18 protein-coding genes are annotated in these 21,899 nt (G+C 39.4%); 6 read left to right on the top strand and 12 right to left on the bottom strand.

The annotated features are described in order from the left end of the window. Nucleotides 1–264: 264 nt before the first annotated feature. Nucleotides 265–1,410 (top strand): S8 family serine peptidase, encoded by a 1,146-nt coding sequence (locus tag ACQKEZ_RS11180; RefSeq protein ID WP_427300807.1) that lies wholly within the window; start codon nucleotides 265–267, stop codon nucleotides 1,408–1,410. A gap of 49 nt (nucleotides 1,411–1,459) precedes the next feature. On the opposite strand, the gene ACQKEZ_RS11175 is transcribed toward ACQKEZ_RS11180, so the two are convergent. Continuing rightward, nucleotides 1,460–2,731, bottom strand: coding sequence for a M48 family metallopeptidase (locus tag ACQKEZ_RS11175; protein WP_427300805.1), 1,272 nt, complete (start codon nucleotides 2,729–2,731; stop codon nucleotides 1,460–1,462). 178 nt (nucleotides 2,732–2,909) lie between these two features. Here ACQKEZ_RS11175 and ACQKEZ_RS11170 point away from each other — a divergent pair, with 178 nt between their 5' ends. Beyond that, nucleotides 2,910–3,326: a sporulation protein gene (locus ACQKEZ_RS11170; protein ID WP_427300803.1), complete on the top strand. Its 417-nt coding sequence runs from the start codon at nucleotides 2,910–2,912 to the stop codon at nucleotides 3,324–3,326. Between the two features lie 14 nt (nucleotides 3,327–3,340). On the opposite strand, the gene ACQKEZ_RS11165 is transcribed toward ACQKEZ_RS11170, so the two are convergent. The 3 genes from ACQKEZ_RS11165 to ACQKEZ_RS11155 form a co-directional block, all read right to left on the bottom strand. Then, complete coding sequence (locus tag ACQKEZ_RS11165) at nucleotides 3,341–4,894, bottom strand: fatty acid--CoA ligase family protein (RefSeq protein WP_427300801.1); 1,554 nt, start codon at nucleotides 4,892–4,894, stop codon at nucleotides 3,341–3,343. Between the two features lie 180 nt (nucleotides 4,895–5,074). Next, nucleotides 5,075–6,064: a lipoate--protein ligase gene (locus tag ACQKEZ_RS11160; protein WP_427300800.1), complete on the bottom strand. Its 990-nt coding sequence runs from the start codon at nucleotides 6,062–6,064 to the stop codon at nucleotides 5,075–5,077. Between the two features lie 2 nt (nucleotides 6,065–6,066). Continuing rightward, nucleotides 6,067–6,810, bottom strand: coding sequence for an MBL fold metallo-hydrolase (locus ACQKEZ_RS11155; RefSeq protein WP_427300799.1), 744 nt, complete (start codon nucleotides 6,808–6,810; stop codon nucleotides 6,067–6,069). A 156-nt stretch (nucleotides 6,811–6,966) separates the two neighbouring features. On the opposite strand from ACQKEZ_RS11155, the gene yhfH reads away from it, so the two are divergent. Both yhfH and ACQKEZ_RS11145 read left to right on the top strand, forming a co-directional pair. Next, a complete protein-coding gene (gene yhfH / locus ACQKEZ_RS11150) occupies nucleotides 6,967–7,104 on the top strand; it encodes a protein YhfH (RefSeq protein WP_427300797.1) in 138 nt (45 codons plus the stop codon). A 338-nt stretch (nucleotides 7,105–7,442) separates the two neighbouring features. After that, the gene (locus ACQKEZ_RS11145) at nucleotides 7,443–8,732 is read left to right on the top strand and encodes a cation:dicarboxylate symporter family transporter (protein ID WP_427300796.1); all 1,290 of its coding nucleotides are present in this window, start codon (nucleotides 7,443–7,445) and stop codon (nucleotides 8,730–8,732) included. Between the two features lie 35 nt (nucleotides 8,733–8,767). Here ACQKEZ_RS11145 and ACQKEZ_RS11140 read toward each other — a convergent pair whose 3' ends face one another. The 7 genes from ACQKEZ_RS11140 to ACQKEZ_RS11110 all read right to left on the bottom strand — a co-directional run bounded on the left by ACQKEZ_RS11140 (nucleotide 8,768) and on the right by ACQKEZ_RS11110 (nucleotide 18,795). Next, on the bottom strand, nucleotides 8,768–9,814 hold the full coding sequence (locus ACQKEZ_RS11140; protein WP_427300794.1) for a M42 family metallopeptidase: 1,047 nt from the start codon (nucleotides 9,812–9,814) through the stop codon (nucleotides 8,768–8,770). A gap of 140 nt (nucleotides 9,815–9,954) precedes the next feature. Next, entirely contained in the window at nucleotides 9,955–12,261 is a 2,307-nt protein-coding gene (locus ACQKEZ_RS11135) for a YhgE/Pip family protein (protein WP_427300793.1), read from the bottom strand. Nucleotides 12,262–12,323: 62 nt separating this feature from the next. Beyond that, the gene (locus ACQKEZ_RS11130) at nucleotides 12,324–12,902 is read right to left on the bottom strand and encodes a TetR/AcrR family transcriptional regulator (protein WP_427301902.1); all 579 of its coding nucleotides are present in this window, start codon (nucleotides 12,900–12,902) and stop codon (nucleotides 12,324–12,326) included. Nucleotides 12,903–13,070: 168 nt separating this feature from the next. Continuing rightward, nucleotides 13,071–14,483, bottom strand: a complete 1,413-nt coding sequence (hemY, locus tag ACQKEZ_RS11125; protein WP_427300791.1) for a protoporphyrinogen oxidase — start codon at nucleotides 14,481–14,483, stop codon at nucleotides 13,071–13,073. A gap of 26 nt (nucleotides 14,484–14,509) precedes the next feature. Continuing rightward, complete coding sequence (gene hemH / locus ACQKEZ_RS11120; RefSeq protein WP_427300789.1) at nucleotides 14,510–15,445, bottom strand: ferrochelatase; 936 nt, start codon at nucleotides 15,443–15,445, stop codon at nucleotides 14,510–14,512. A gap of 32 nt (nucleotides 15,446–15,477) precedes the next feature. After that, complete coding sequence (gene hemE, locus ACQKEZ_RS11115) at nucleotides 15,478–16,536, bottom strand: uroporphyrinogen decarboxylase (protein WP_427300787.1); 1,059 nt, start codon at nucleotides 16,534–16,536, stop codon at nucleotides 15,478–15,480. 123 nt (nucleotides 16,537–16,659) lie between these two features. Continuing rightward, nucleotides 16,660–18,795 (bottom strand): transglycosylase domain-containing protein, encoded by a 2,136-nt coding sequence (locus ACQKEZ_RS11110; RefSeq protein ID WP_427300785.1) that lies wholly within the window; start codon nucleotides 18,793–18,795, stop codon nucleotides 16,660–16,662. 127 nt (nucleotides 18,796–18,922) lie between these two features. Here ACQKEZ_RS11110 and ACQKEZ_RS11105 point away from each other — a divergent pair, with 127 nt between their 5' ends. Further along, the gene (locus ACQKEZ_RS11105) at nucleotides 18,923–19,408 is read left to right on the top strand and encodes an antibiotic biosynthesis monooxygenase family protein (protein WP_427300783.1); all 486 of its coding nucleotides are present in this window, start codon (nucleotides 18,923–18,925) and stop codon (nucleotides 19,406–19,408) included. A gap of 536 nt (nucleotides 19,409–19,944) precedes the next feature. Next, nucleotides 19,945–21,132 carry a M20 family metallopeptidase gene (locus ACQKEZ_RS11100; RefSeq protein WP_427300781.1) on the top strand — a complete coding sequence of 396 codons (1,188 nt, stop codon included), beginning with the start codon at nucleotides 19,945–19,947 and terminating at the stop codon, nucleotides 21,130–21,132. 18 nt (nucleotides 21,133–21,150) lie between these two features. Here ACQKEZ_RS11100 and ACQKEZ_RS11095 read toward each other — a convergent pair whose 3' ends face one another. After that, nucleotides 21,151–21,867 carry an EcsC family protein gene (locus ACQKEZ_RS11095; RefSeq protein ID WP_427300780.1) on the bottom strand — a complete coding sequence of 239 codons (717 nt, stop codon included), beginning with the start codon at nucleotides 21,865–21,867 and terminating at the stop codon, nucleotides 21,151–21,153. Between the last annotated feature and the right edge of the window lie 32 nt (nucleotides 21,868–21,899).

Genomic DNA, 21,899 nt, shown 5'->3' with positions numbered 1-21,899 from the left:
TCGAATTTTTTCACAAAATCTTCAGTAAGAAAATCGGCACACTCCTTTTTTAACAAGAAAAATCGAATAATCTCCCCTAAACATATTTAACTATATTTTCCAAGGGACTTATTCACCTAATTTCTTCTAGGACTTTCACAAAAAAACGGGTCTACTCTTATTTACCTAGTTCTATTAAACTGAAAATACAGAATAATCCAACCTCTCATCCCGAAGGCTTAAGTGTGATTATTCTGAAATAAGAAAAAAGGATGTGTTGAGTTAGTGAAAAAGAAAAATGTAATGCTGGGTTTATTTTTGGCAGTTCCGCTCGTTTTTTCAGCGGGGTTCGGTGGACCTGTGGCAAATGCGGAGTCACAAGCAAAAACAGATCATGAGAAAAGCTATCTTGTTGGCTTCAAAGCCTCTGCTACTACAAATAGCGCCAAGAAGAGTGCTATTACTCAAAACGGTGGAAAACTAGAAAAGCAATATCGCCTCATTAATGCCGCACAAGTCACGATGACAGATCAAGAAGCAAAAGAATTAAAAAATGATCCTAGCATTGCATACGTGGAAGAAGATCACAAAGCAGAAGCATATGCACAAACTGTCCCTTATGGAATCCCTCAAATTAAAGCTCCAGCTGTTCACGCTCAAGGCTACAAAGGTGGAAATGTAAGAGTAGCCGTTCTTGACACAGGTATCCACGCTGCACATCCTGACTTAAACGTAGCTGGCGGTGTAAGCTTCGTCCCTTCAGAACCAAATGCCACTCAAGATTTTCAATCACATGGAACTCACGTTGCTGGAACAATTGCAGCACTTGATAACACAATTGGTGTTCTCGGTGTTGCGCCAAATGCATCCCTTTATGCTGTAAAAGTTCTTGACCGTTATGGTGACGGACAATATAGCTGGATCATCAGTGGTATAGAATGGGCTGTTGCTAATAACATGCGTGTTATTAACATGAGTCTAGGTGGAGAAATTGGTTCAACAGCACTTAAAAATGCGGTTGATCAAGCCAATGCACGCGGAGTAGTTGTAGTTGCTGCTGCAGGAAACTCAGGTTCCTTTGGCTCTACAAGCACTGTTGGCTACCCTGCAAAGTATGATTCTACCATCGCTGTTGCAAATGTTAACAGTAACAATGTAAGAAACTCTTCATCTAGTGCTGGTCCTGAACTAAATGTATCTGCACCAGGAACGTCTGTATTGAGTACAGTTCCAAGTAGCGGCTACACATCTTACACTGGTACATCTATGGCATCTCCACATGTAGCTGGAGCAGCAGCGCTTATCCTATCAAAATATCCAAACCTTTCGACCACTCAGGTTCGTCAACGTTTAGAAAATACAGCTACACCGCTTGGTAGCTCGTTCTATTATGGCAAGGGATTAATCAATGCTCAAGCAGCATCAAACTAGTTCTTTCTAAAAAAGTCCGGCTCTTGTCAGCCGGACTTTTTATGTGTATTCACTTGTGTTTTTTTTCTTTTTCCGCCGCTTCTTCCATCTGAATGATTCTTTCCATCATTGTTGGGTGTCCGTAGCGGAAAATCTTAACTAAAAGCGGAGGATTCACTTGAGTTAGTCCTGATTTCGCCAACTTTTGAAAAGAAGTCACACCTGCTTCTCCATCTTTTGTGAGCTTAATCGCATACGTATCTGCTGCCTTCTCTTGATGCCTTGATATTGCATTTGTAAACGGTGAAACTCCAAAAGAAAGCACAGAAACGATGATCAACAAAATTGGAAACGCTGCAAAGTCATGGGCTGACTTGAGCTTAAATGCTCTTTTTCCCCTTTCAACAATACGAAAATAGATTTGATTGATCATAAAAAAACCTACAAAGGAGAGCAGTAAATATCCTGCTAGCCCAATATATACATGCTTCATTACATAGTGACCCATTTCATGTGCCATGATAAATAATATTTCACGATCCTTTAGCTTTTGAAGCGTTGTGTCCCATAATACAATTCGCTTGTTTTCACCAATACCAGTGACATAAGCATTCATCGTATTTGTTTTCTCTGACATGTTCACTTCATAAACATGATCTGCTGGTATGTTTGCTTCTTTTGCTAACGTTAATATCTTTTTCTCAAGCGTCTCATTTTTGAGTGGATAAAAATCATTGTATAAAGGATCAATGACAACAGGCTGGATAAAAAACAGAAACAGTGTGACAGGTACTGTCATACACCATGCATAAAACCACCAAGACTTACGTTTCTTTTGAATAAGCCAAAAGAATACAATTGCACTGAGGGCAAGAAGCGGAAAGCTTATCCAAAAATCGAGGGTTTGATCTTTTATCCAGCTTCCCGTACTTTGCGCAGATACCCCGTACTGTAAGGAGATTCTGTAGCCAATCCATTTAATTGGCAAGGTGACAATCAATGTTAAAAGAGACAGAACAAAAACATACACCAGTCCACTAAGCACTCTAAAACGCGCAGCAACTAAACTCCAATCCGCTATTTTACGTGAGAAACCCGTAATTAAAAGAATAAAAAACACATACCAATCAAGCGGAATCCCAATGAAAAATAAAAAATTTCTCATCTTAGAATAATCCTCACTAATCACCAGCTCATGCTGGCTCATAAAGGTGTAAGGATCAGCACTTGTCCCCGCTACACTCTCAGGCACAACTGAATCTCCAGTTAAAAATAAGTAAGAATAAATAGTAAGACCATATAGCACATATGCTAAAGATGCCCCAACAATCCATTTACGCATATTTCTGCCCCTTTCTTACCTGCTATCTATATTGTAATTCAACATTTTTTCATTTAGAACCTGTCTTATATTGCTCCATCATAGCATGACTCATAACAAACGGCTTCACGCAAAAAAATGATTATGTTCGTCAAGTAACGGAGAACCTATTGGTAAAACAGGTAGTTGGAGGATGGATATGAGGAAAATTCTTTTAGGAATTGTAATTTTTGGACTTCTGCTCATTACTTTTTTTTATGTATTCAGTCGAACAGGTGATATTTTTGATGAAAACCGTGCAGAAAAACTACTGCTACAGCAAACCAATCCAACAATATCCTACGAAATTGAAGACAAAGATACTGTAGAAGATTTAGTCGAGCTATTGAATAAAGGAAGACAAACTGGGAGCAACCTTCAAAAAAAGCTCATTCATCCCGATTATGTAACAAAAGTGATGTTTGGCAGAACAAATGGCACTTCATTTCAGCTTTGGACAACCCGTCCACAGGTTGTTTTTTTAGTAGATGGCACCTACTATGAACTAAACAAAGAACATTCTATTTCCTTCAAAAAGCAATTAAAAGATGCCATTCAAAAAGGAGCCTCTTCATGAGACTCCCTTCTCTTTTAAACACTTTTTTCTGTTTGATATTTTTCTTTCAACGCCCTTCTTAAAATTTTACCTGTTGTGTTCTTTGGAATGTCTTCTATGAAATGAATGGTTTGAGGTTGCTTATATTTTGCAAGATAATGCGAACAATGTGTGATGATGTCTTCTTGAGTGATGTGTGCATCTTTTTTAGGGGATATATAGCAAACGACAGCCTCTCCAGTTTGCTGATCTGGAACTCCGATCACTACCGCTTCTGCTACTGCCTCATGCTTGTAAAGGACTTCTTCTACTTCTCTTGGGTACACATTATAGCCGCCGACAAGAATCATATCCTTTTTTCGATCGACGATATAAATATATCCGTCTTCATCTCTTCTTGCCAAGTCTCCGGTATATAGCCAGCCATCTCGAAGTGCTGCTTCTGTATCTTCTGGCAATTTGTAATATCCTTTCATAATGTTCGGGCCTTTCGCAATTAATTCTCCAACTTCATTCGGTCCTACTTCTTCTCCTAGCTCGTTAACAATTTTATTTTTAACATTCATGATATCTGTGCCAACAGAACCTAGTTTTCTTTTTCCATCTAGTGGATTAAATGCAGTTACCGGTGAAGCCTCTGACAAACCATATCCTTCAAGCACGGTAACGCCAAATTTTTGTTCAAATCCATGAAGAAGTGCGACAGGCATAGAAGCGCCACCAGAAATGCAAATTCTTACTGATTTCATCGCTTCATCATGCCCTTCTTGACGATATAGGTAGTTATACATCGTTGGAACTCCTACAAATAAAGTCGGTTTCTCTACTTCCATCATCTTTAAAAGCTCAGATGGACTAAAGTGTGGAATGACATAGACTGTTGCTCCATTGAGAAGTGGGGCATTCATACATACTGTTAGACAAAACACATGAAACATCGGAAGTGCGGCAATGACCTTATCATTCTCATTTATTGATAAATAATCGGCAATATCTCTTGCATTTGAAAAGAGATTTGTATGCGTCAGCATTGCCCCCTTTGGTTTTCCGGTTGTGCCCGATGTAAATAAAATCACAGCCGTATCATCAGCCCTAATGTTGGGATGATCTACTGATGCTACGTTTCCTAATACGAGATGTCCAAAAAACGCAAGCTTCTCCTCCACTTCTTTTATACTAGACCGGCAGCTCTCTTCATTTTCTGAACAAATGACCACACGTTCAATCGCAGGAAGCTTTTCATACACTTGTTCAAAGACTGGCAATAGCTGATCATGCGCAACAATTCCCTTCACATTCCCTGTTTGCAGCATGTAGCCAATTTCACTAGGTGTGTACGTTGGATTAATTGGGACAACAACAAGTCCTGCTCTCAAGGCGCCAAAAAAAGATATCACATAGTGTGGTGAATTTCCTAAAATAAGCGCAATGTGATCACCTTTTTTAAATCCTTCGCTTATCAGCCCATCTGCAAAGTGTTCCACATGGATAAACAGTTCACGATAGGTTATGTTCTTTTCCTCAAACACTAAGGCTATTTTTTCACCACATGTCTTAGCCGTCTGCTTGAGATTCGATATCAAATTCATTCTCCCACCCCTTACTCATTGTAAAATGAATGAATAACCATTCATTCCATGGCCAAACATTCTACTTTTCTATTATACTGGACAAATCGAAAAATTCACAAGGTCAAATGTCATACGCTTTCATTTCTGTGAATCAAAAAAAGCACTGCATCTCTTAACAGTGCTTTTTTCGTAGCCTGATTAATAAATCAAATCAAGGAAATCTTCTTTCGATACATTCCCAAAGTAATGTTTCATCTCGATGTCCTCTAGTGCATCACTGATTGATTTAGGGTCATATTGTAGGCCGATTAGTTTTTGCTCAATATCTGAAATGTCACCTACACCAAAGAAGTCTCCAAAGATTTTACAATCCTGAATCGTCCCCTTCTTCACTTCAAGGCGGAGATCAATAGAGCCTGCTGGATATCGCTTAGAATGCTGGAGGTTAAACTTTGGTGAGCGTCCATAGTTCCACTCCCATTTTTGATAACGTTCATTCGAGATTTCATGTATCTTTTTCCAATCATCCTCGGTTAGCTTATATTGTGGTACGGGTCCTTCTGTATCAAAAATATAGCTTAATAAGACTTGTCTGAACTCTTCTGTTGTCATCTTCTTGTCCATCAGTTCACTTATGTTTGCTACACGGCTTCTGATGGATTTGATTCCTTTTGACTCAATTTTTTCTTTCTTTACATTCAGTGCTGATACAACATGTTCAATTTCCGAATCAAACAAGAGGGTTCCATGGCTAAAAATGCGACCTCGCGTTGCAAATTGTGCATTACCAGAAATTTTACGTCCACTTGCCATAATGTCATTTCTTCCGCTTAATTCTGCTTTTACTCCTAGCTTCTCAAGCGCCTGAATGACTGGCTCTGTGAACTTTTTAAAGTTATGAAAACTATCACCATCATCCTTAGTGATGAAGCTAAAGTTTAAATTTCCTTTGTCGTGGTACACTGCACCACCACCTGACAGGCGACGGACAACCTTAATGCCATTTTCTTCAACATATTTTGTGTTAATTTCTTCAATGGTGTTTTGATTTTTTCCGATAATAATGGATGGTTGATTGATATAGAACAGCAAATACGTTTCTTCTGGGTCTAAATATTTTAAGCAATATTCTTCAATTGCTAGATTAATCATTGGATCATCATTTTGCTCATTATCTATAAACAGCATGTTTATCTTCCTTCCTTGTTCCATCTAAGCCCTGATTGAGCAAGCTGTACATTGCCAGTATATAACGCCTTCGCCTCATTTACTAGGTCTTTATGCCATCCGAAATGTGGCAGGTGTGTGATGATGAGTTCGCCTACTTGCGCTTCTCTTGCAATCGTTGCTACTTCTGTACTATTCATATGTCCAGCGCCTGACCCGTCTTGGCCTGCATAAAAATTACTTTCAGCAATGAGAAGATCAGCATCTTTTGCAAACGGGATAAATGCTTCATGATAACTGGAATCTGCCGTATAGACAATCACATGTTTTCCATCTGTGATACGCATCGCATAGCATTCTGCTGAGTGAACCGTTTTCAAAAATTTAATATGGAATGGACCTATTTGAATCGACTGCGAAGGATCATATGCTTCTGCCTTCGTATGTATGTCATGACTTAATTTTGAGAAAGCCTCCTGATCACCAGCATGACCATAAATGGTGAGCGAACCACTGCTTTTCCCTAAGTGGTAGCCAACTAATTTTGCATATTGAAGCGGGCCAATATCAGCAATATGATCATGGTGATAATGAGAAAGAATGACCGCATTTAATTCTTCAATATCAATGTATTGCTGAAGCTTGGATAATACACCGCTGCCGCAATCTATTAAAAGCCGAAAACCACCTGATTCAAGGAGATATCCTGATGTTGCCTCTCCTGCTGCTGGAAATCCTCCGTAACATCCAATCACTGTCAAATTCATGTGGTTCCATCCTCCTTTTCTTCAAAATCCTCTCCTAACAATATACCCATTTTTCAATAAAAAAGCATTCTTCTTGCTTATTGTTACAAAACAGATTGACATTATATAATCTGTTATAATACAATATGAACAACAAAACGAATTGGGGGATGACAAATGCTAGGGAAAATCACTGAATTTTTTAGAAATTTGCCTTCAAAAAAATGCACCAATTGTGGAAATGATATGGCTGAACAACATGAGTGTTACGGTAATATATGTGAGGATTGCTCACAAGTAAGTTATCTCAAATGAGGAAATAATTAGATATTAATAGCACTTTTGGGTTCCGTCTCTAGATGGAGTCAAAAGTGCTTTTTATTTTTCGTGAAAAATAGGAATAAAGGTAAAGTCACTGATACGAAAGGGTTTTTTAGTGTTTTTATATGATGACTTTTAGTTCTGAAGGCACTTTTTATTGTGTTTAAGTGACGTAAAGAAGTCTAAGTGTCTATTTTTTAAAAAAATTCTGTATTTTCTTAATATAATTTATTGATAGACGAACCTCTTAAAATTTAGTTATACTTTAAATTCGAATATCCAAACTTATATGGTGGGAACATCCCTTTAATGAAAATGTTAGGAGGAACTCTATGAAAAAATTAAAATTTGGATTGGCTACTCAAATCCTAATCGGTCTTATTCTCGGTGTTGTTGTAGGTGCTATCTTCTTTGGTAACCCGGGAGTCGAAACATACTTAAAACCTATTGGCGACTTTTTCTTAAGATTGATTAAAATGATCGTCATTCCGATCGTTGTATCCAGCTTGATTCTTGGTGTAGCTGGTGCCGGAGATGGGAAAAAAGTTGGTAAACTTGGTTTCAGAACCATCCTTTATTTTGAGATCATCACAACATTTGCCATTATTCTCGGTCTAGTGCTTGCAAACTTCTTCCAGCCTGGAACAGGTGTTGATTTCGGAAATACAGAAAAACAAGATATTAGTCAATATGTTGAAACGGAGAAAGAGCAAAGCAGCAAATCAGTTGCTGATACATTCCTTCATATCGTTCCGACGAACTTCTTCCAATCACTGGCGGAGGGTGATTTGCTTGCCATCATTTTCTTTACCGTGTTATTTGCACTAGGGGTATCTGCTATCGGTGAACGCGGGAAGCCTGTACTCGCCTTTTTTGAAGGGGTTTCACATGCTATGTTTCATGTCGTTAATATCGTCATGAAAGCAGCTCCATTCGGGGTATTCGCTCTGATTGGTGTCACTGTGTCTAAGTTTGGTCTAGAATCCCTTATTTCTCTTGGTAAACTTGTAGGTCTTGTTTATTTTGCGCTCTTTTTCTTCCTCATTGTCGTATTTGGCATTATTGGAAAAATCATTGGTGTGAACATATTCAAATTCCTTGCTTATATGAAAGATGAAATGCTTCTAGCCTTCAGTACGTCCAGTTCTGAAACGGTATTGCCTCGTGTAATGGATAAAATGGAGAGAATTGGTTGCCCAAAAGGAATCGTCTCTTTCGTTATTCCGATCGGTTATACGTTTAATTTAGATGGTTCTGTCTTGTATCAGGCCATCGCTGCTCTTTTCCTTGCACAAGTGTATGGCATTGATTTAACAATTGTACAGCAACTGACGCTAGTTCTTGTATTGATGGTTACTTCAAAAGGAATGGCTGCTGTACCAGGTACATCATTTGTAGTCCTTCTTGCCACATTAGGGACAATTGGTGTTCCAGCTGAAGGTCTTGCCTTTATTGCTGGTGTTGATCGAATCATGGACATGGCTAGAACCGTTGTCAATCTGACAGGAAATGCACTTGCCGCTGTCGTGATGTCTAAATGGGAAGGACAATATGATTCTGAAAAAGGTCATCGTGTCATGACTGGACAAGACACATTAGAGCCAACACAGCTTTCAAGCTAATGACAAAAAGAACCCTATTTGGGTTCTTTTTTGCGTTATGAAATCAAATTTGATTTTACATAGTGATAAAGGAGATTTGCGGTATGCTTAAGTGAAAGTTGATGTGTTCTTTCAAAAGCGTGTGATGCATCAATCCCAGGTCCAATCAGTCCATGTATGATGTCATGGCCTGCACGTATGGCAGCTGAAGCATCCGAGCCGTAATAAGGATAAATATCAAGCTGATACTCAATGGCATTATCTTCTGCTAGAGCCGCTAAGTGTTTTCTCAATCCATAATGATAGGGACCACTTGAATCTTTAACACAAATGGACACACTATATTCATCAGTTGATTGACCATCTCCAATTGCCCCCATATCCACCGCTAAATATTCGACAGTCTCTTCAGGAATATTAGAGTTGCCACCATAACCAATTTCTTCATTGTTTGAGATAAGAAAATGTGTGGTGTGCGGCAAAGAGATGTTTTCTGTTTGTATACGATGGATAAGACGGAGTAACAATGCCACACTTGCCTTATCATCTAAATGTCTTGATTTTATAAAACCAGATGGTGTCACCTCGACTCTTGGATCAAATGATATGAAGTCACCAACCTGAATACCAAGTGCCTTTACATCCTCAGCATTGTGGACTTTTTCATCGAGACGAACCTCCATGTTTTCTTGATTTCGTTTTGCTTTCCCCGCATCCTCATACACATGAACAGAAGTTTGATGCATTAAGATCGTTCCACTATATGTACGTCCAGAAACTGTTTCAATTTCACAGTATTCACCTTCAATTGAGTGATATTGAAATCCACCTATTAAAGCAAGGCGGATGCGACCATTTGATTTAATTTCCTTCACCATGGCACCAAGCGTATCAACATGTGCTGTTAGCATACGGTGATTTTTGTCGTTATCCCCTTTGATCGTAGCAATTAAGCCACCCTTTCGATTTCGCTTCGTTTCCACATTCCAATCATTAAAGAGACTCTCTACAAAACCGATCACCTTCTCAGTATTTCCCGAAGGACTTGGGATTGAGACTAGCTTTTTAATGAGTTGAATGGTTTCATTTACTTCAGTTGCCACAAGGTTCATCCTCCTTCGTCAAAAGCTCATTTGAGCTGATTCTTTAATCAGAATCTATTCTTAAAATATATCTCTTCCAGTAAAACATGTCCAATTTGGCGAAAAAAACCTTTCTCTACACGAGAGAAAGGATTTCGTTTTTACGCTTCGTCTTGATTCATTTTTTTCATATTCCAAGCGAAATACAAAGTTGTAGCTGCCATCATGACAATTGCAACGATACCAAGTACGGTCGCTTGATGCCATAAATAGCTGTCATCTCCACTTGCAATAATGTTTCTAAATCCATTGATTGTATATGTCATCGGAAGTAGGTTGTGTATGATTTGGAAAAACTTCGGTACAAGCTCAAGCGGGAATGTTCCTGCACTAGCCGCAAGCTGAAGTACCAAAATAATCACTGCAATAAAGCGTCCGGGATTGCCCATCGTGGTAGCAAGAAGCTGAATGATAGAAAGGAATGTCAAGCTTACAATGATGGCAAATAGATAGAAACGCCATATGCTTTCAACTTCCAGTCCAAGTCCATAGATGAGCACAGAACTAGCAATCACAGCTTGTAGAATGCCAACAAACATGAGAACACTAAATTTGCTGACAAACCATTCAAATGCATTTCTAGGCTGTCCAGATGGGTCTTTCAATGGGAAGACTACTGTCAGCATTAATGCTCCTACAAATAGGCCCATCGATAAGATATATGGTGTTAAACCAGTTCCATAATTGTCGATTTTCTTCGCTGTATCATTTTCAGTTTTGACAGGGCTGGCAATCATGTTGTAGTTCTCCTGTCCAGGGTCGATTTCTCCTGTTTCATCTGCGGCGCTTTTCAATTTATTCGAAAGTTTACCTGTACCGCTCTTTAAATCTCCTAAGCCTTCGTCAAGTGATTTTGAACCTTCTGCAAGCTTAGAAGTATTGCTTTGAATATTAGCTGATCCGCTTTCTAGCTTGTTTAATGCAGCACTTAGCTGACTAGATCCACTCGCTAGCTTATCTGCACCGCTTTTCGCTGTTTCCAGCTTTCCATTTGCAGTCTGTAAACCTTCCTGTAGCTTACTTTGACCAGTTTGAACCTGAAGGGCGCCTTGATAAAGCTTACTTGTTCCCTCAGTCATTTGATCAATTGCATTTTGGATGGCGACAGTAGATGTATAAAGCTGCTCTGTTTTCTGCGGCAACTGTTTCAACTGTTGCAACTGCGCTTTAGCTGAAGCGACAGCCGAACTGATATCACTCGCATCAGGTAGTTGATCAAGAGCACTTAAACTTTGTTGGAGGCCTGATAAGTCAGGAAGCTCAATTTTTGGTAAGCTATCCATTTGCTCGATCGCTGCTTGTTTTTCCTCATCCGTCATAGCGCTATTTTGAATGATGCTTTTCACTTTTTCATCACGATTTGAAATCGATTGTTGCAATGAGGCGAGCTTCGTATTGAGTGCTTTTGCATCATTTTTCACTTGGTCGATCTTTGTGCCAAATTTCTCAAGGTTAGCAAATTCCTCAGAGGATAATGCACTCTCCACTTGGGCTAATTTTTCAGAGAACGATTGTGCCTTGTTGTTTAGCTGTTCCACACCTGCTGTAAATGCAGGCATTTTTTCTGCAAGTTTTTGATGGCCTTGCAGGCTTGTGTTTAGTCCTGAAGTTAATGTATCAATTCCAGTACCAAGCTCACTAAATTTAGCATCTATTGTTTGATAACCTGTCAGAAGCTGCCCAAGTCCACTATCAAGTGTTTGAACACCTGTGTTTAATTGGCTCATTTTCCCTGAAAATTGATGAACGCCCTCACTATAAGTTAATGTACCTTCTGCAAGTTTGGCGAGATTGTCTTTTAGCTTCTTACTTCCGTCTTTTGCATTCTTTGTGCCATTGTCAATTTTTTTGGCACCATCACTTGCTTGATCAAGTCCTTTGGCGACCTTTTTAAAATTGTCAAAGATCACTTCTGCATAATTTTTTGTGACTTCTTTTGAAACTGAATCTTTTAATTTGATAATGGCATTATTCGCAATTTGTGATCCAGCGTAGTTTGCGCCAGGATTCGTATAATATTTTAGATTTGATTTTTTCGGATGTTGATCTAAGACTGTACTGGCATTTTTCGAAAAGTCTTTTGGAATCTCTACGACAAGGTAATATTTTTCGTTATTTAGACCCGTTATCGCTTTCTTCTCATCGACAAAGTGCCATTGGAAGCTATCCTTTTTCTTCAGTTCATTGACTAAATCATCTCCGACTTGAAGGGTCTTGCCATCGTAATTACTGCCCTCATCCAAATTAACAACTGCTACAGGCAATTGATCCACTGTACCATATGGATCCCAATATGCCTTTAAAAATACGCCACTATAGATCAGTGGAATAAATAATACAGCGAAAATCGGGATCAGCAGTTTTTTATTTGTGGCGATGTCTTTCCATTGATTCCGAAGTAAGTTCATTGCTGTTTCCTCCTATTGATGAATGACTAAATATGGAATTTAGTCACTTGACCTTAAAAAAATTAATTTGTTGCAGAAAGTCCTTTTAATACATAAAGCTCAAGAGATTCAGCCACTGTTTCTTTTGATAAAGGTTCGTATCTCTTTTCCCAATCAAATATTAAAGCAATGTATAGTTTCACCATCACAAACGCCGTTAATTCAGGGTCACACTGTTTAATGTCGCCTTTGTCCATCGCTTCTTTCACTTTTGTGTGAATATAGTGAATGATCATTTGCTCCATTTTTTCGATCATTTCTTTTACAGCGGACGTGCCCAGCTCGGTATTTTCCTGAAAAATTTTGATTGTTAGCTGGTGGTTTTTTCTAAATTCTAAAATCGCAAATAAGGCTTGGTGAAGATTTTCAGAAAAACTCTTCTCCTCATCTATTGCCTCATCAGCTATTTGTCTCATCTCTTTTAATAAAGAGGTAAAGATTTCATCAAACAGCTCTTCTTTGTTTTTGAAAAAGGTGTAAATCGTTCCCTTCCCCACGTTCGCAAGTTTTGCCACAAGGTCCATCGTTGTTGCTTTATAACCAAATTGGGTAAAAGCTTTGGTTGCCCCATCTAGAATCATTTGTCTTCTATCAACACTCATCATTCTCACTCCTGAAATGACTATTTGAACGTTTCGGTCATTAAGTACAGGGAGTAATATAACACATCCTTTTTTTTTATGCAACGGTTTTGTTTTATTTTTCTCTTCAATGCTTACATATACAGTGCAAAAAAACTCCCTCCTCGCGATGAGAAGGGAGTTTTCACTTTAGCTTGACAGGTACGATAACGCATCCTTGATGGCTTTTTTCCCTTGATCAATACAATCAGGGATGCCAACTCCTTCAAAGGAAGCACCTGTGATATAAATGCCAGGGTATGATTGCATAAACGCATTTTTCATTTTTATCATTGTTTGTTGATGCCCAACGTGATATTGAGGCATACTTGTTTTCCATCGAGTAACTGTCGTGAATTCTGGGTCTGCTTTAATATCCATCATTTTCTTCAAATCATCCAGTACGATCTTTACAATTTCGCTATCTGATTGCTCAACAATTGATTCATCCCCAGATTTGCCAACGTAAGCTCGTAGCAGAGTTTTACCTTTTGGAGCGGTATGTGGCCATTTCTTATCGGTCCATGTACACGCCGTAATAGAAAAGTCGCTATTTCTTGAAATGACAAATCCTGTTCCCTCTTTATCAATATGAACGTCTTCGTCTTGAAAGCCAAGAGCGACCGTTGCCACAGAAGTTGAAGTCATTTCACGTAAATAGTCGAGACCTGCTTCTTTAGGAAACATAGAATAAATGGATTGATGCGGTGTTGTCACGATTGCTGAATCAGCGTAAAGTGTTCCACCGTTATCAAGCTGAATGTCATAGCCCTGCTCAGATCTTTCAATTTGAGTGACCTTTGTTCCTTTATAAATCTTTGTCAGCTTCAGCTTTTTTTCTATTGCTTCTACAAGTGCTTGCAAGCCTTGATTAATGGTTTGGAACTGCCCTTGCTTTTTCGCTGTTATTTGCTGCGCTTTTGCAGTTTGTTGGGATTTTTTCATTCCGAGAATCAAGCTACGATGCTTTTGCTCTGTTTGGTAGAATTGTGGAAAAGTAGACATTAAGCTAAGCCGATCAATATCTCCCGCATAGATGCCAGATAAAAGCGGTTCAATCAAATTTTCCACAACCTCATCACCAACACGTCTTCTGAAAAATTCACCGAGTGATTGATCTTCGACTTGCTTACTTCTCGGCATCACAAAGTCCATAGCTGCTCTTGCCTTTCCTGCGAATGAAAAAAGACCTGTTGTCACAAATGGCGTAATTTGTGTCGGAATGCCCATGACCGCTCCCTTTGGCATCGGATGAAGTGTTTCTTTGACTAGCACATAAGCCTGACCTGCCTTATTGTTGACAAGCTGATCTGACAGTCCTACATCCCTTGCTAGCTGCGGGCCACTTGCTTTTCTTTCTAAAAAAGAGTCTGGACCACGTTCTATGATGTAACCATCTTTATATAATGTTTGTATTTTTCCACCTAACCGTGGACTTGCTTCAACAAGAGTTATGTTTAAAGAAAGCCCTTTGTCTTCAATTTCTTTTTCCAAATAGAAGGCGGCGGCTAAACCAGTAATGCCACCGCCAATGATGACAAGGTGTTTTTGTTTGTCATGCATATGATCGCCTTCTTTTATATGATTACTTATTTTTCTTGAAACTTCTTTAAAACAACAGTTGCGAGTGCATCAATGAATGCTGGCTTTGCATTTGGCATTTCAGGACGATAATAGGTTGCACCGATTTCATCTGTCACGACCTTACATTCATAGTCATTGTCATAAAGGACCTCAAGATGATCCGCTACAAAACCAACTGGAACATAGACAAATGTCTGATAGCCTTTTTGTTCAAATAAAGCTCGTGTTAAATCTTGTACGTCTGGGCCAAGCCATGGGTCAGGTGTATTACCTTCACTTTGCCAGCCGATTTCGTAATTCTTAATAGCTGCTCCTTCTGCAATAAGTTTCGCAGATTCAGCAAGCTGATCAGGATATGGATCACCTACTGCAATAATTTTTTCAGGTAAGCTGTGAGCAGAAACAATGAGCACTGCTTTTTCTCTTTCTTCATCACTCATGGATGCATAAGTGTTTTTGACTTGCTTTACCCAATAGTCCACAAACTTCGGTTCATCGTACCAGCTTTCAACCGATGTGATGTGCAAGCCCCCAAGCTTGTCTGCCTCTTCTTGAGCCCTTTTATTATAAGATTTCACACTAAACGTGGAGAAATGAGGTGCTAACACAATGCTCACTGCCTCTGTCATCCCGTCTTTGTGCATCTGGGCTACCGCATCTTCAATAAATGGCTCAATATGCTTTAGACCGATGTATACCTTAAACTCTACATCATTCTGTATTTCATTTAAACGGTCACATAAGCCATGTGCTTGTTCCTCTGTGATTTTTGACAGAGGAGAAATACCGCCAATTGCTTTGTAACGATCTTTTAAATCTTGGAGCATTTCAGGCTCTGGCTTCCTGCCTCTACGAATATGTGTATAGTAACGCTCAATATCGTCTTCTGTATATGGCGTTCCGTATGCCATGACAAGTAATCCAATTTTCTTTTTCACCACAAGTAACACTCCTTCAGATCTTTAGAGATTGTTTAGATGGACAGCTTTTTTTTAGTGGCTGAATAGTCATGAATAAAATCAGTCAGCTTTTTCAGTGTATCTGGTGATACCTCTGGAAAAACACCATGACCTAAATTAAATAAGAAGTGATCTGACTTCATGCCTTGGTCCAAGATGTCCTTCGCTCTTGCTTCGATGATCTCCCATGGAGCAAGCAAAATCGACGGATCTAAGTTTCCTTGTAGTGTTTTCGTTAGTCCTTCCGCTCTTGCTTCATCAACACTCATACGCCAATCAAGTCCAACTACATCAATCGGTAGGTCATGCCAATCCTTTGCAAGATGACGTGCTCCTACACCATACATGATCATTGGCACATTCTCTGACTTCAGCTCTGTGAAAATTCGTTGCATGACGGGCTTAATAAATGTACGATAATCCGCTGCATTAAGAGCGCCAACCCACGAGTCAAAGATTTGAATCGCGCGAACGCCTGCTTTAATTTGTGATCGAATATACGTAATCGTCATATCAGCAAGCTTATCCATAAGTACCGTCCAAGTAGCTGTATCACTATACATAAGCGCTTTTGTTTTATGGTAGTTCTTCGATGGTCCACCTTCGATCATATAGCTTGCCATCGTAAATGGTGCACCTGCAAAACCGATCAGTGGCACATTTAACTGCTCTGTCGTTAAGAGCTTGATTGTTTCAAGCACATACGGAATATGCTCTTCTGGATTCAGCTCACCTAAACGCTCAATATCTCCCTTTGTTCTAATCGGCTGATCTATCACTGGGCCAATGCCGTTTTTAATTTCGACATTCACTCCGATAGCTGGAAGAGGAGTCATAATATCTTTATATAAAATGGCCGCATCTACACCATACTGTTCAACTGGAAGCCTAGTGACATAGGCACACAGTTCTGGCTGATGCGTAATTTCAAATAAACCGTACTTTTCCTTTAATGCACGATATTCAGGCTGTGAACGTCCAGCCTGCCTCATATACCATACAGGCACATGATCTGTTTTTTCCCCTTTGCATGCTTTTATGAATGTATCATTAAAAGTTGCAGATTTTCCCATAACCTGTCATTCCACCTTTCACCTTACGCTCTTTTGCACAAGGCTCAAACACTGATTTTACTATACCGTTTTTTTATGGAGTGGTATACCAAAGTAGCTCATTGTTCAAAAAATCGCCGAATATTATTGCGAAAAAACCTCTGGCTTGACATAAGAACTGCCTTCTCCCTCTTCTTTCGTCTGTGTATTATAAGGAACGACCCTGTATTGAACATCCGAAAAAATATTGGCATAGGGCAAGCTATAGCTGTTTGTACCTGTTACTGTGTCTATGAGCGTTTCGTTGTCATTCCTCTTCTCGTAGATTCGATACTCAGTTCGTTTATCCTCTTGCTCATCCCAAGAAAGCTCTAATGTAAAAAGCCCTTTCATCTTAAACACATAGCTGGCTTTAAAGCCGGTTAATGGTGACAAGCGAATTGGAGACTGTAATTCCTTAATGCCAGCAGGCTTCTCAAACGTCTCTTGAGTAATCTGTGCCTTTGTTAAGATATCTTTGAAAAGTCTCACTGGATATTGACTACCACCTGTTAAGTAGTGACTGTTGTCTGTTTTGTCATATCCCATCCAAATCGTCCCTGTGGTACTTGGTGTGTATCCTGCAAACCATGCATCCTTTGTAGCACCTTTCACGCCAGAATAAGTTGTTGTACCAGTTTTCCCCGCCAAGTCTCCAGCATAAGAACCGCTTTGAGCCGTTCCACCTTTTACAACCTGTTCAAGCATTCTTGTCATATTCCAAGCATTTTGCACACTATACACACGTTCATTTTTGGCTTTGTTTTTTTCAATGGTGTCCCCGTCTTCGTTTGAAATTTTCGTAATGAAAAATGGTTTTTTATATTCACCTTCATTCGCAAAAGTATGGAAAGAACCTGCTATCTGCAAGGGAGACACTCCTTTTTCCAATCCACCAAGTGCCAATGCAAGCCCGTCATCCGGAATATCAATGCCTACCTTTCCCAAATAAGACTTAGATGTATCAATTCCAATTTGATTGAGCGTCCAAACAGCAGACGTATTTTTGCTTTTCATTAATGCATCTACCATGGTCACTTGCCCTTCATATTGTCCATCGTAATTTTTCGGGGTATAGCCGTTATAGCTTTCTTCTTTATCTTCGAGCAATGAGTAAGGCTTAAATTTTTTCTCTTGCATCGCTGGACCGTAAACAGCAATCGGCTTAAAAACTGATCCTGGCTGTCTAACAGCCGTTACCCTGTTATAGCCCCTTGCTTGATAATTCCGACCACCAATGGCAGCTTTTACACCACCTGTCTCATTGTTAATGAAGACTGCACTCCCCTCTGGTTCACCGCTTTTTCCCGGGAAATAACGGCTGTCTTTCATTAAATCATAAGTAGCTTTTTGCAGTTTCATATCAATTGGTACCGTAATTGTATAACCACCTTGTAAGAGCTGTTCATGCGAGATGGAGTAATCAGCTTCTGCTTCTTTAATGATGAGATCGACATAGCTGTCAAACCAAGGAGTCGCCGATTTTTTTTTGATATGAAGACCAAGAGTTCTCCCTTTGGCTTCAACCGTTTCTGTAGAGTTTAAATAGCCTTGATCATTCATTAAATTTAAGATCGTATCACGTCTTTGTTTATTTTTATCTGGATGAAATACAGGAGAGTAATTCGATGGTGCTTTTGGAATTGCAGCGAGTGTTGCTCCTTCACTTACTGTCAAATCCTGTACATCCTTATCAAAATAATAGTTGGCTGCCGCTTGAATGCCATATAATCCATGACCGAAATAAAGCTGATTGAGATACATTTCGAGCAGTTTGTCCTTTGTATAATCTCGTTCCAAATTAATCGCAATGATCACTTCTTTTGTTTTACGAAGAAACGTTTTATCATTCGTTAAGAAAATATTTTTTGCGAGCTGTTGTGTAATCGTACTACCGCCTTCTACCTTACCACCAGCTAAAATATCTCTATAAATAGCCCTGCTGACTGCTTGTGCATCAATGCCGTGATGTTCGTAAAAACGTTTATCTTCCACTGCTACAAATGCTTTTGCCACCTTATCAGGAACTTCTTTTAATGAAATAGGGTCACGATTCTCTGAATACATGCTCGTTAATTCTTTACCATTCCGATCAATAATCTTTGATGAAGCATGAAACACTAACTTCTTTTCATCTATGACATAATGTCCTAAAAATAAAATGGTCAGGTAGCCAATAAATGAAAGCAAGAGAGTACTTACTACAATGACTAATGGAATGATTATCTTCTTTTTCTTCAAATTAGGTCACCTCATTCCTTTATACGGATAGTATGGGATGTATTGCTTCATAATATGTTTTATGGATTGACTACAAAAGAATTATATATCATTCTTTTGTTATACTATCAAGCAGGAGGCGGTTTAAATGAATTTCTTTATTACATATGGAACGTCAGATTTCCTTCAAAAAATCGCAAAAAAACACCATCTCGAAAACATGCTTTATATGATTGGAAAAGACCAAGCTGCCCTTTTCCATGAAACAGAAGGTGATACCGTATTTAAGGCTCCACATGCGTATGATGTAATTTATGCAAAAGGAGAGCTTGTTCAATCTGGCTTTGTTACTTTAAATCATATCCCCGTCAAACTTGAAAGCAGACCTCTGTTTGAATCTACCTATCAGAAAAAAACAAACGCCTCTGAACATCAACCTGGCTTTCAGGCATTACGTGTGCTGAAACCTCAAAAAAATGAAGAAGTGTACCTTATTTTAACCCTTTGGGCATCAGAAGAACTGTTTAACGACTTTCAAGAGTCGGAAGCATTCTTCAAACCACACGAGGATACAGGCTCGATCTTCTCACGCCCCGCCTATTTAACGTCCTATCATGCCGTTGAAAGTGACTAAAAGCTGTTCGCCCGTCTCTGACGGGTTTTTCTTTTCTAACAAAAAAAGCCCCCACTCTGGGCTTCATGAAAAGATCTTATCTCAACTTTTATTTCTCGTTTCATAGCGATAAATCATTGGCTGTATGATATAGAAGCTAAATAGAATCCATACAAACAAAATAGGCCACTTCACGAATGGTGTAGCACCTTTCATTTGGATTAAAATCAAAAGAAGCGGTACCACACAAATAAAAAGAAAGCTGATTTTTGAGATAAACGTCTCCTTGATTTCATGTTTACACGCTGGACAAAGCGTGACTCTCACATGAGATAGGTGCAACTTTTGTACAAAAGAAAACGATTCTGAGCAATTCGGACATGTCCCCATACGCATCTCCTTACCATCCTTTCAATCATGACTTGTAAAATGCTGTCTTTTTATCTTCTCGCCCGAAAGCAGATGCCCTTTTTTTGTTCAATTTCAGCCCTCATCTGTTGAAAGATTCTAACAATTCCCATACAATCAGAAAAAGAAGATGAGAGGGGATTGACAAAGTGGCGCTTCCGACTTTACAAAAAAGCATTTTTGAACGACTTGATGAACATTATGAGGAAATGGTGGAAATTAGACGACATCTTCATATGCACCCTGAACTTTCTTTTCAAGAAATTGAAACAGCAGCCTTCATTGCTAGCTATTATGAAAAATTAAATATTCCGACTCGTACGAATGTTGGTGGTCAAGGCGTTTTAGCATATATTGATGGAGCTGAATCAGGACCTACAATTGCTCTACGTGCAGACTTCGATGCCTTGCCGATTCAAGATGAAAAAGATGTTCCATATCGGTCTACTAAGCCTGGTGTCATGCATGCGTGTGGACACGATGGACATACAGCAACGCTACTTGTTCTTGCAAAAATTTTAAACGATCATCGTGAGCACCTAAAAGGAAGGATTGTATTGATTCACCAGCATGCTGAAGAATATGCTCCAGGTGGAGCGAAGCCTATGATTGAAGATGGTTGCTTAGATGGAGTAGACGTCATTTTCGGTACACACCTATGGTCAGCCGACCCATATGGCACAGTACTTTACAAAAGCGGGAATTTCATGGCGGCCGCTGATCGTTTCTCGATTACGGTTCAAGGTAAAGGCGGGCACGGTGCAATGCCTCACCTGACAAAAGACGCTGTCTTGATTGGTTCACAGATTGTGGCAAACCTTCAACAAGTCGTCGCCCGAAAGGTAAACCCAATTGACTCGGCTGTTGTATCTGTCGGGGGATTCGTTGCAGAGAATGCATTTAATGTGATCGCCGATTCAGCCGTTCTCACTGGAACCGCCCGTTCCTTTGATGAAAATGCTAGAAATGTCATTGAACATGAAATAGAACAAGTCGTCAAAGGGGTTTGCCAAATGCACGATGCCACGTATGCCTATGAATATGTGAGGGGCTATCCTGCAGTCCAAAATCATCCTGAGCCAACAAAATATATTGCAGACATCGCTAAGAAAACAGATGGTGTAGAGATTGTAAAAGAAGCAGATACACAAATGGGTGGAGAAGATTTTGCCTACTACTTGCAGCATGTAAAGGGAACGTTCTTTTACACTGGTGCCAAACCTGAAAAGGACGAAGATGCTTTCCCCCATCATCATCCGAAATTCGATATAAATGAAAAAGCCATGCCTATTGCCGCTAAAGTATTAGCAAATGCTGTTCTTTCATATAATTCATAAAAAAAGGAAAAGCCGCTGTTATTCATGAGCGGCTTTTCCTTTTAATAATCTCAGATGAAAAACATAGCGGGCTACGTCTCCAAGTTGACCTGTTAACTGATGATTTGCCACACCACCAATGGCTGCGCCTAATACAGGCATTAATTGGAATAGCTTCACAAGGTCAATATAATCTCGATACTCTTGTTGAAAGTTATGCCAATCAATTTCATGCCGACTCGTGTCCCACTCTTCAATAACCTTTAGAATATCTCTTCGATGTGAGTTGCTTGAGAAAGCAAGCTGAAAAATGCAGAGGAGAAATAGACGTTCATCTTTTTTTGATAAATCAAAGCCATAAATACTGGCAAGCTCATAAAGACATTTCATTTTAATACTAAGTAAAAGAGGAAAGTCTGCAATTCCTAGCAAGACTCCACCGGCTCCTGTTCCAATCCCTTCGACAGCTGCTGTCTTTTGATAATAGTTTATTTTCTCTTTCGCTAACTCATTCCGTTCAGGAATAGATAAATGTTCATCATAAACTGTAAATGATGTCAAATGTGTGCCTGAAACAGTTGCTTCAACCATTGCTTTCACGCTATTTGTGATCACTTGATGAAAACGGGCAGGAATACGGCTATTCACTTGCTGTTGAACACCTTTGGAAAAACGCTCCATTTTGGATGCCTTCCTCAAAAACTTCGTTTGAAATAACACAGCCTCTTCATACAATAGCCGTTCAGCTTCATCCATTCCCTTCCCCCCTTTTTGACTCTTTCTCATCT

The organism is Bacillus sp. NPDC077027 (assembly GCF_050269555.1).
In the GTDB taxonomy this organism is placed as follows: domain Bacteria; phylum Bacillota; class Bacilli; order Bacillales; family Bacillaceae; genus Bacillus.
The sequence above is the reverse complement of the archived record's forward strand: the minus strand, read 5'-3'. Positions and strand labels throughout refer to the sequence as shown.

Excerpts from the sequence above, each read along its gene's own strand:
- ACQKEZ_RS11175 (WP_427300805.1), bottom strand. The coding sequence starts at position 2,731 with ATGCGTAAATGGATTGTTGGGGCATCTTTAGCATATGTGCTATATGGT.
- ACQKEZ_RS11170 (WP_427300803.1), top strand. The coding sequence starts at position 2,910 with ATGAGGAAAATTCTTTTAGGAATTGTAATTTTTGGACTTCTGCTCATT.
- ACQKEZ_RS11165 (WP_427300801.1), bottom strand. The coding sequence starts at position 4,894 with ATGAATTTGATATCGAATCTCAAGCAGACGGCTAAGACATGTGGTGAA.
- ACQKEZ_RS11160 (WP_427300800.1), bottom strand. The coding sequence starts at position 6,064 with ATGCTGTTTATAGATAATGAGCAAAATGATGATCCAATGATTAATCTA.
- ACQKEZ_RS11155 (WP_427300799.1), bottom strand. The coding sequence starts at position 6,810 with ATGAATTTGACAGTGATTGGATGTTACGGAGGATTTCCAGCAGCAGGA.
- yhfH (WP_427300797.1), top strand. The coding sequence starts at position 6,967 with ATGCTAGGGAAAATCACTGAATTTTTTAGAAATTTGCCTTCAAAAAAA.
- ACQKEZ_RS11145 (WP_427300796.1), top strand. The coding sequence starts at position 7,443 with ATGAAAAAATTAAAATTTGGATTGGCTACTCAAATCCTAATCGGTCTT.
- ACQKEZ_RS11135 (WP_427300793.1), bottom strand. The coding sequence starts at position 12,261 with ATGAACTTACTTCGGAATCAATGGAAAGACATCGCCACAAATAAAAAA.
- ACQKEZ_RS11130 (WP_427301902.1), bottom strand. The coding sequence starts at position 12,902 with ATGAGTGTTGATAGAAGACAAATGATTCTAGATGGGGCAACCAAAGCT.
- hemY (WP_427300791.1), bottom strand. The coding sequence starts at position 14,483 with ATGCATGACAAACAAAAACACCTTGTCATCATTGGCGGTGGCATTACT.
- hemE (WP_427300787.1), bottom strand. The coding sequence starts at position 16,536 with ATGGGAAAATCTGCAACTTTTAATGATACATTCATAAAAGCATGCAAA.
- ACQKEZ_RS11105 (WP_427300783.1), top strand. The coding sequence starts at position 18,923 with ATGAATTTCTTTATTACATATGGAACGTCAGATTTCCTTCAAAAAATC.
- ACQKEZ_RS11095 (WP_427300780.1), bottom strand. The coding sequence starts at position 21,867 with ATGGATGAAGCTGAACGGCTATTGTATGAAGAGGCTGTGTTATTTCAA.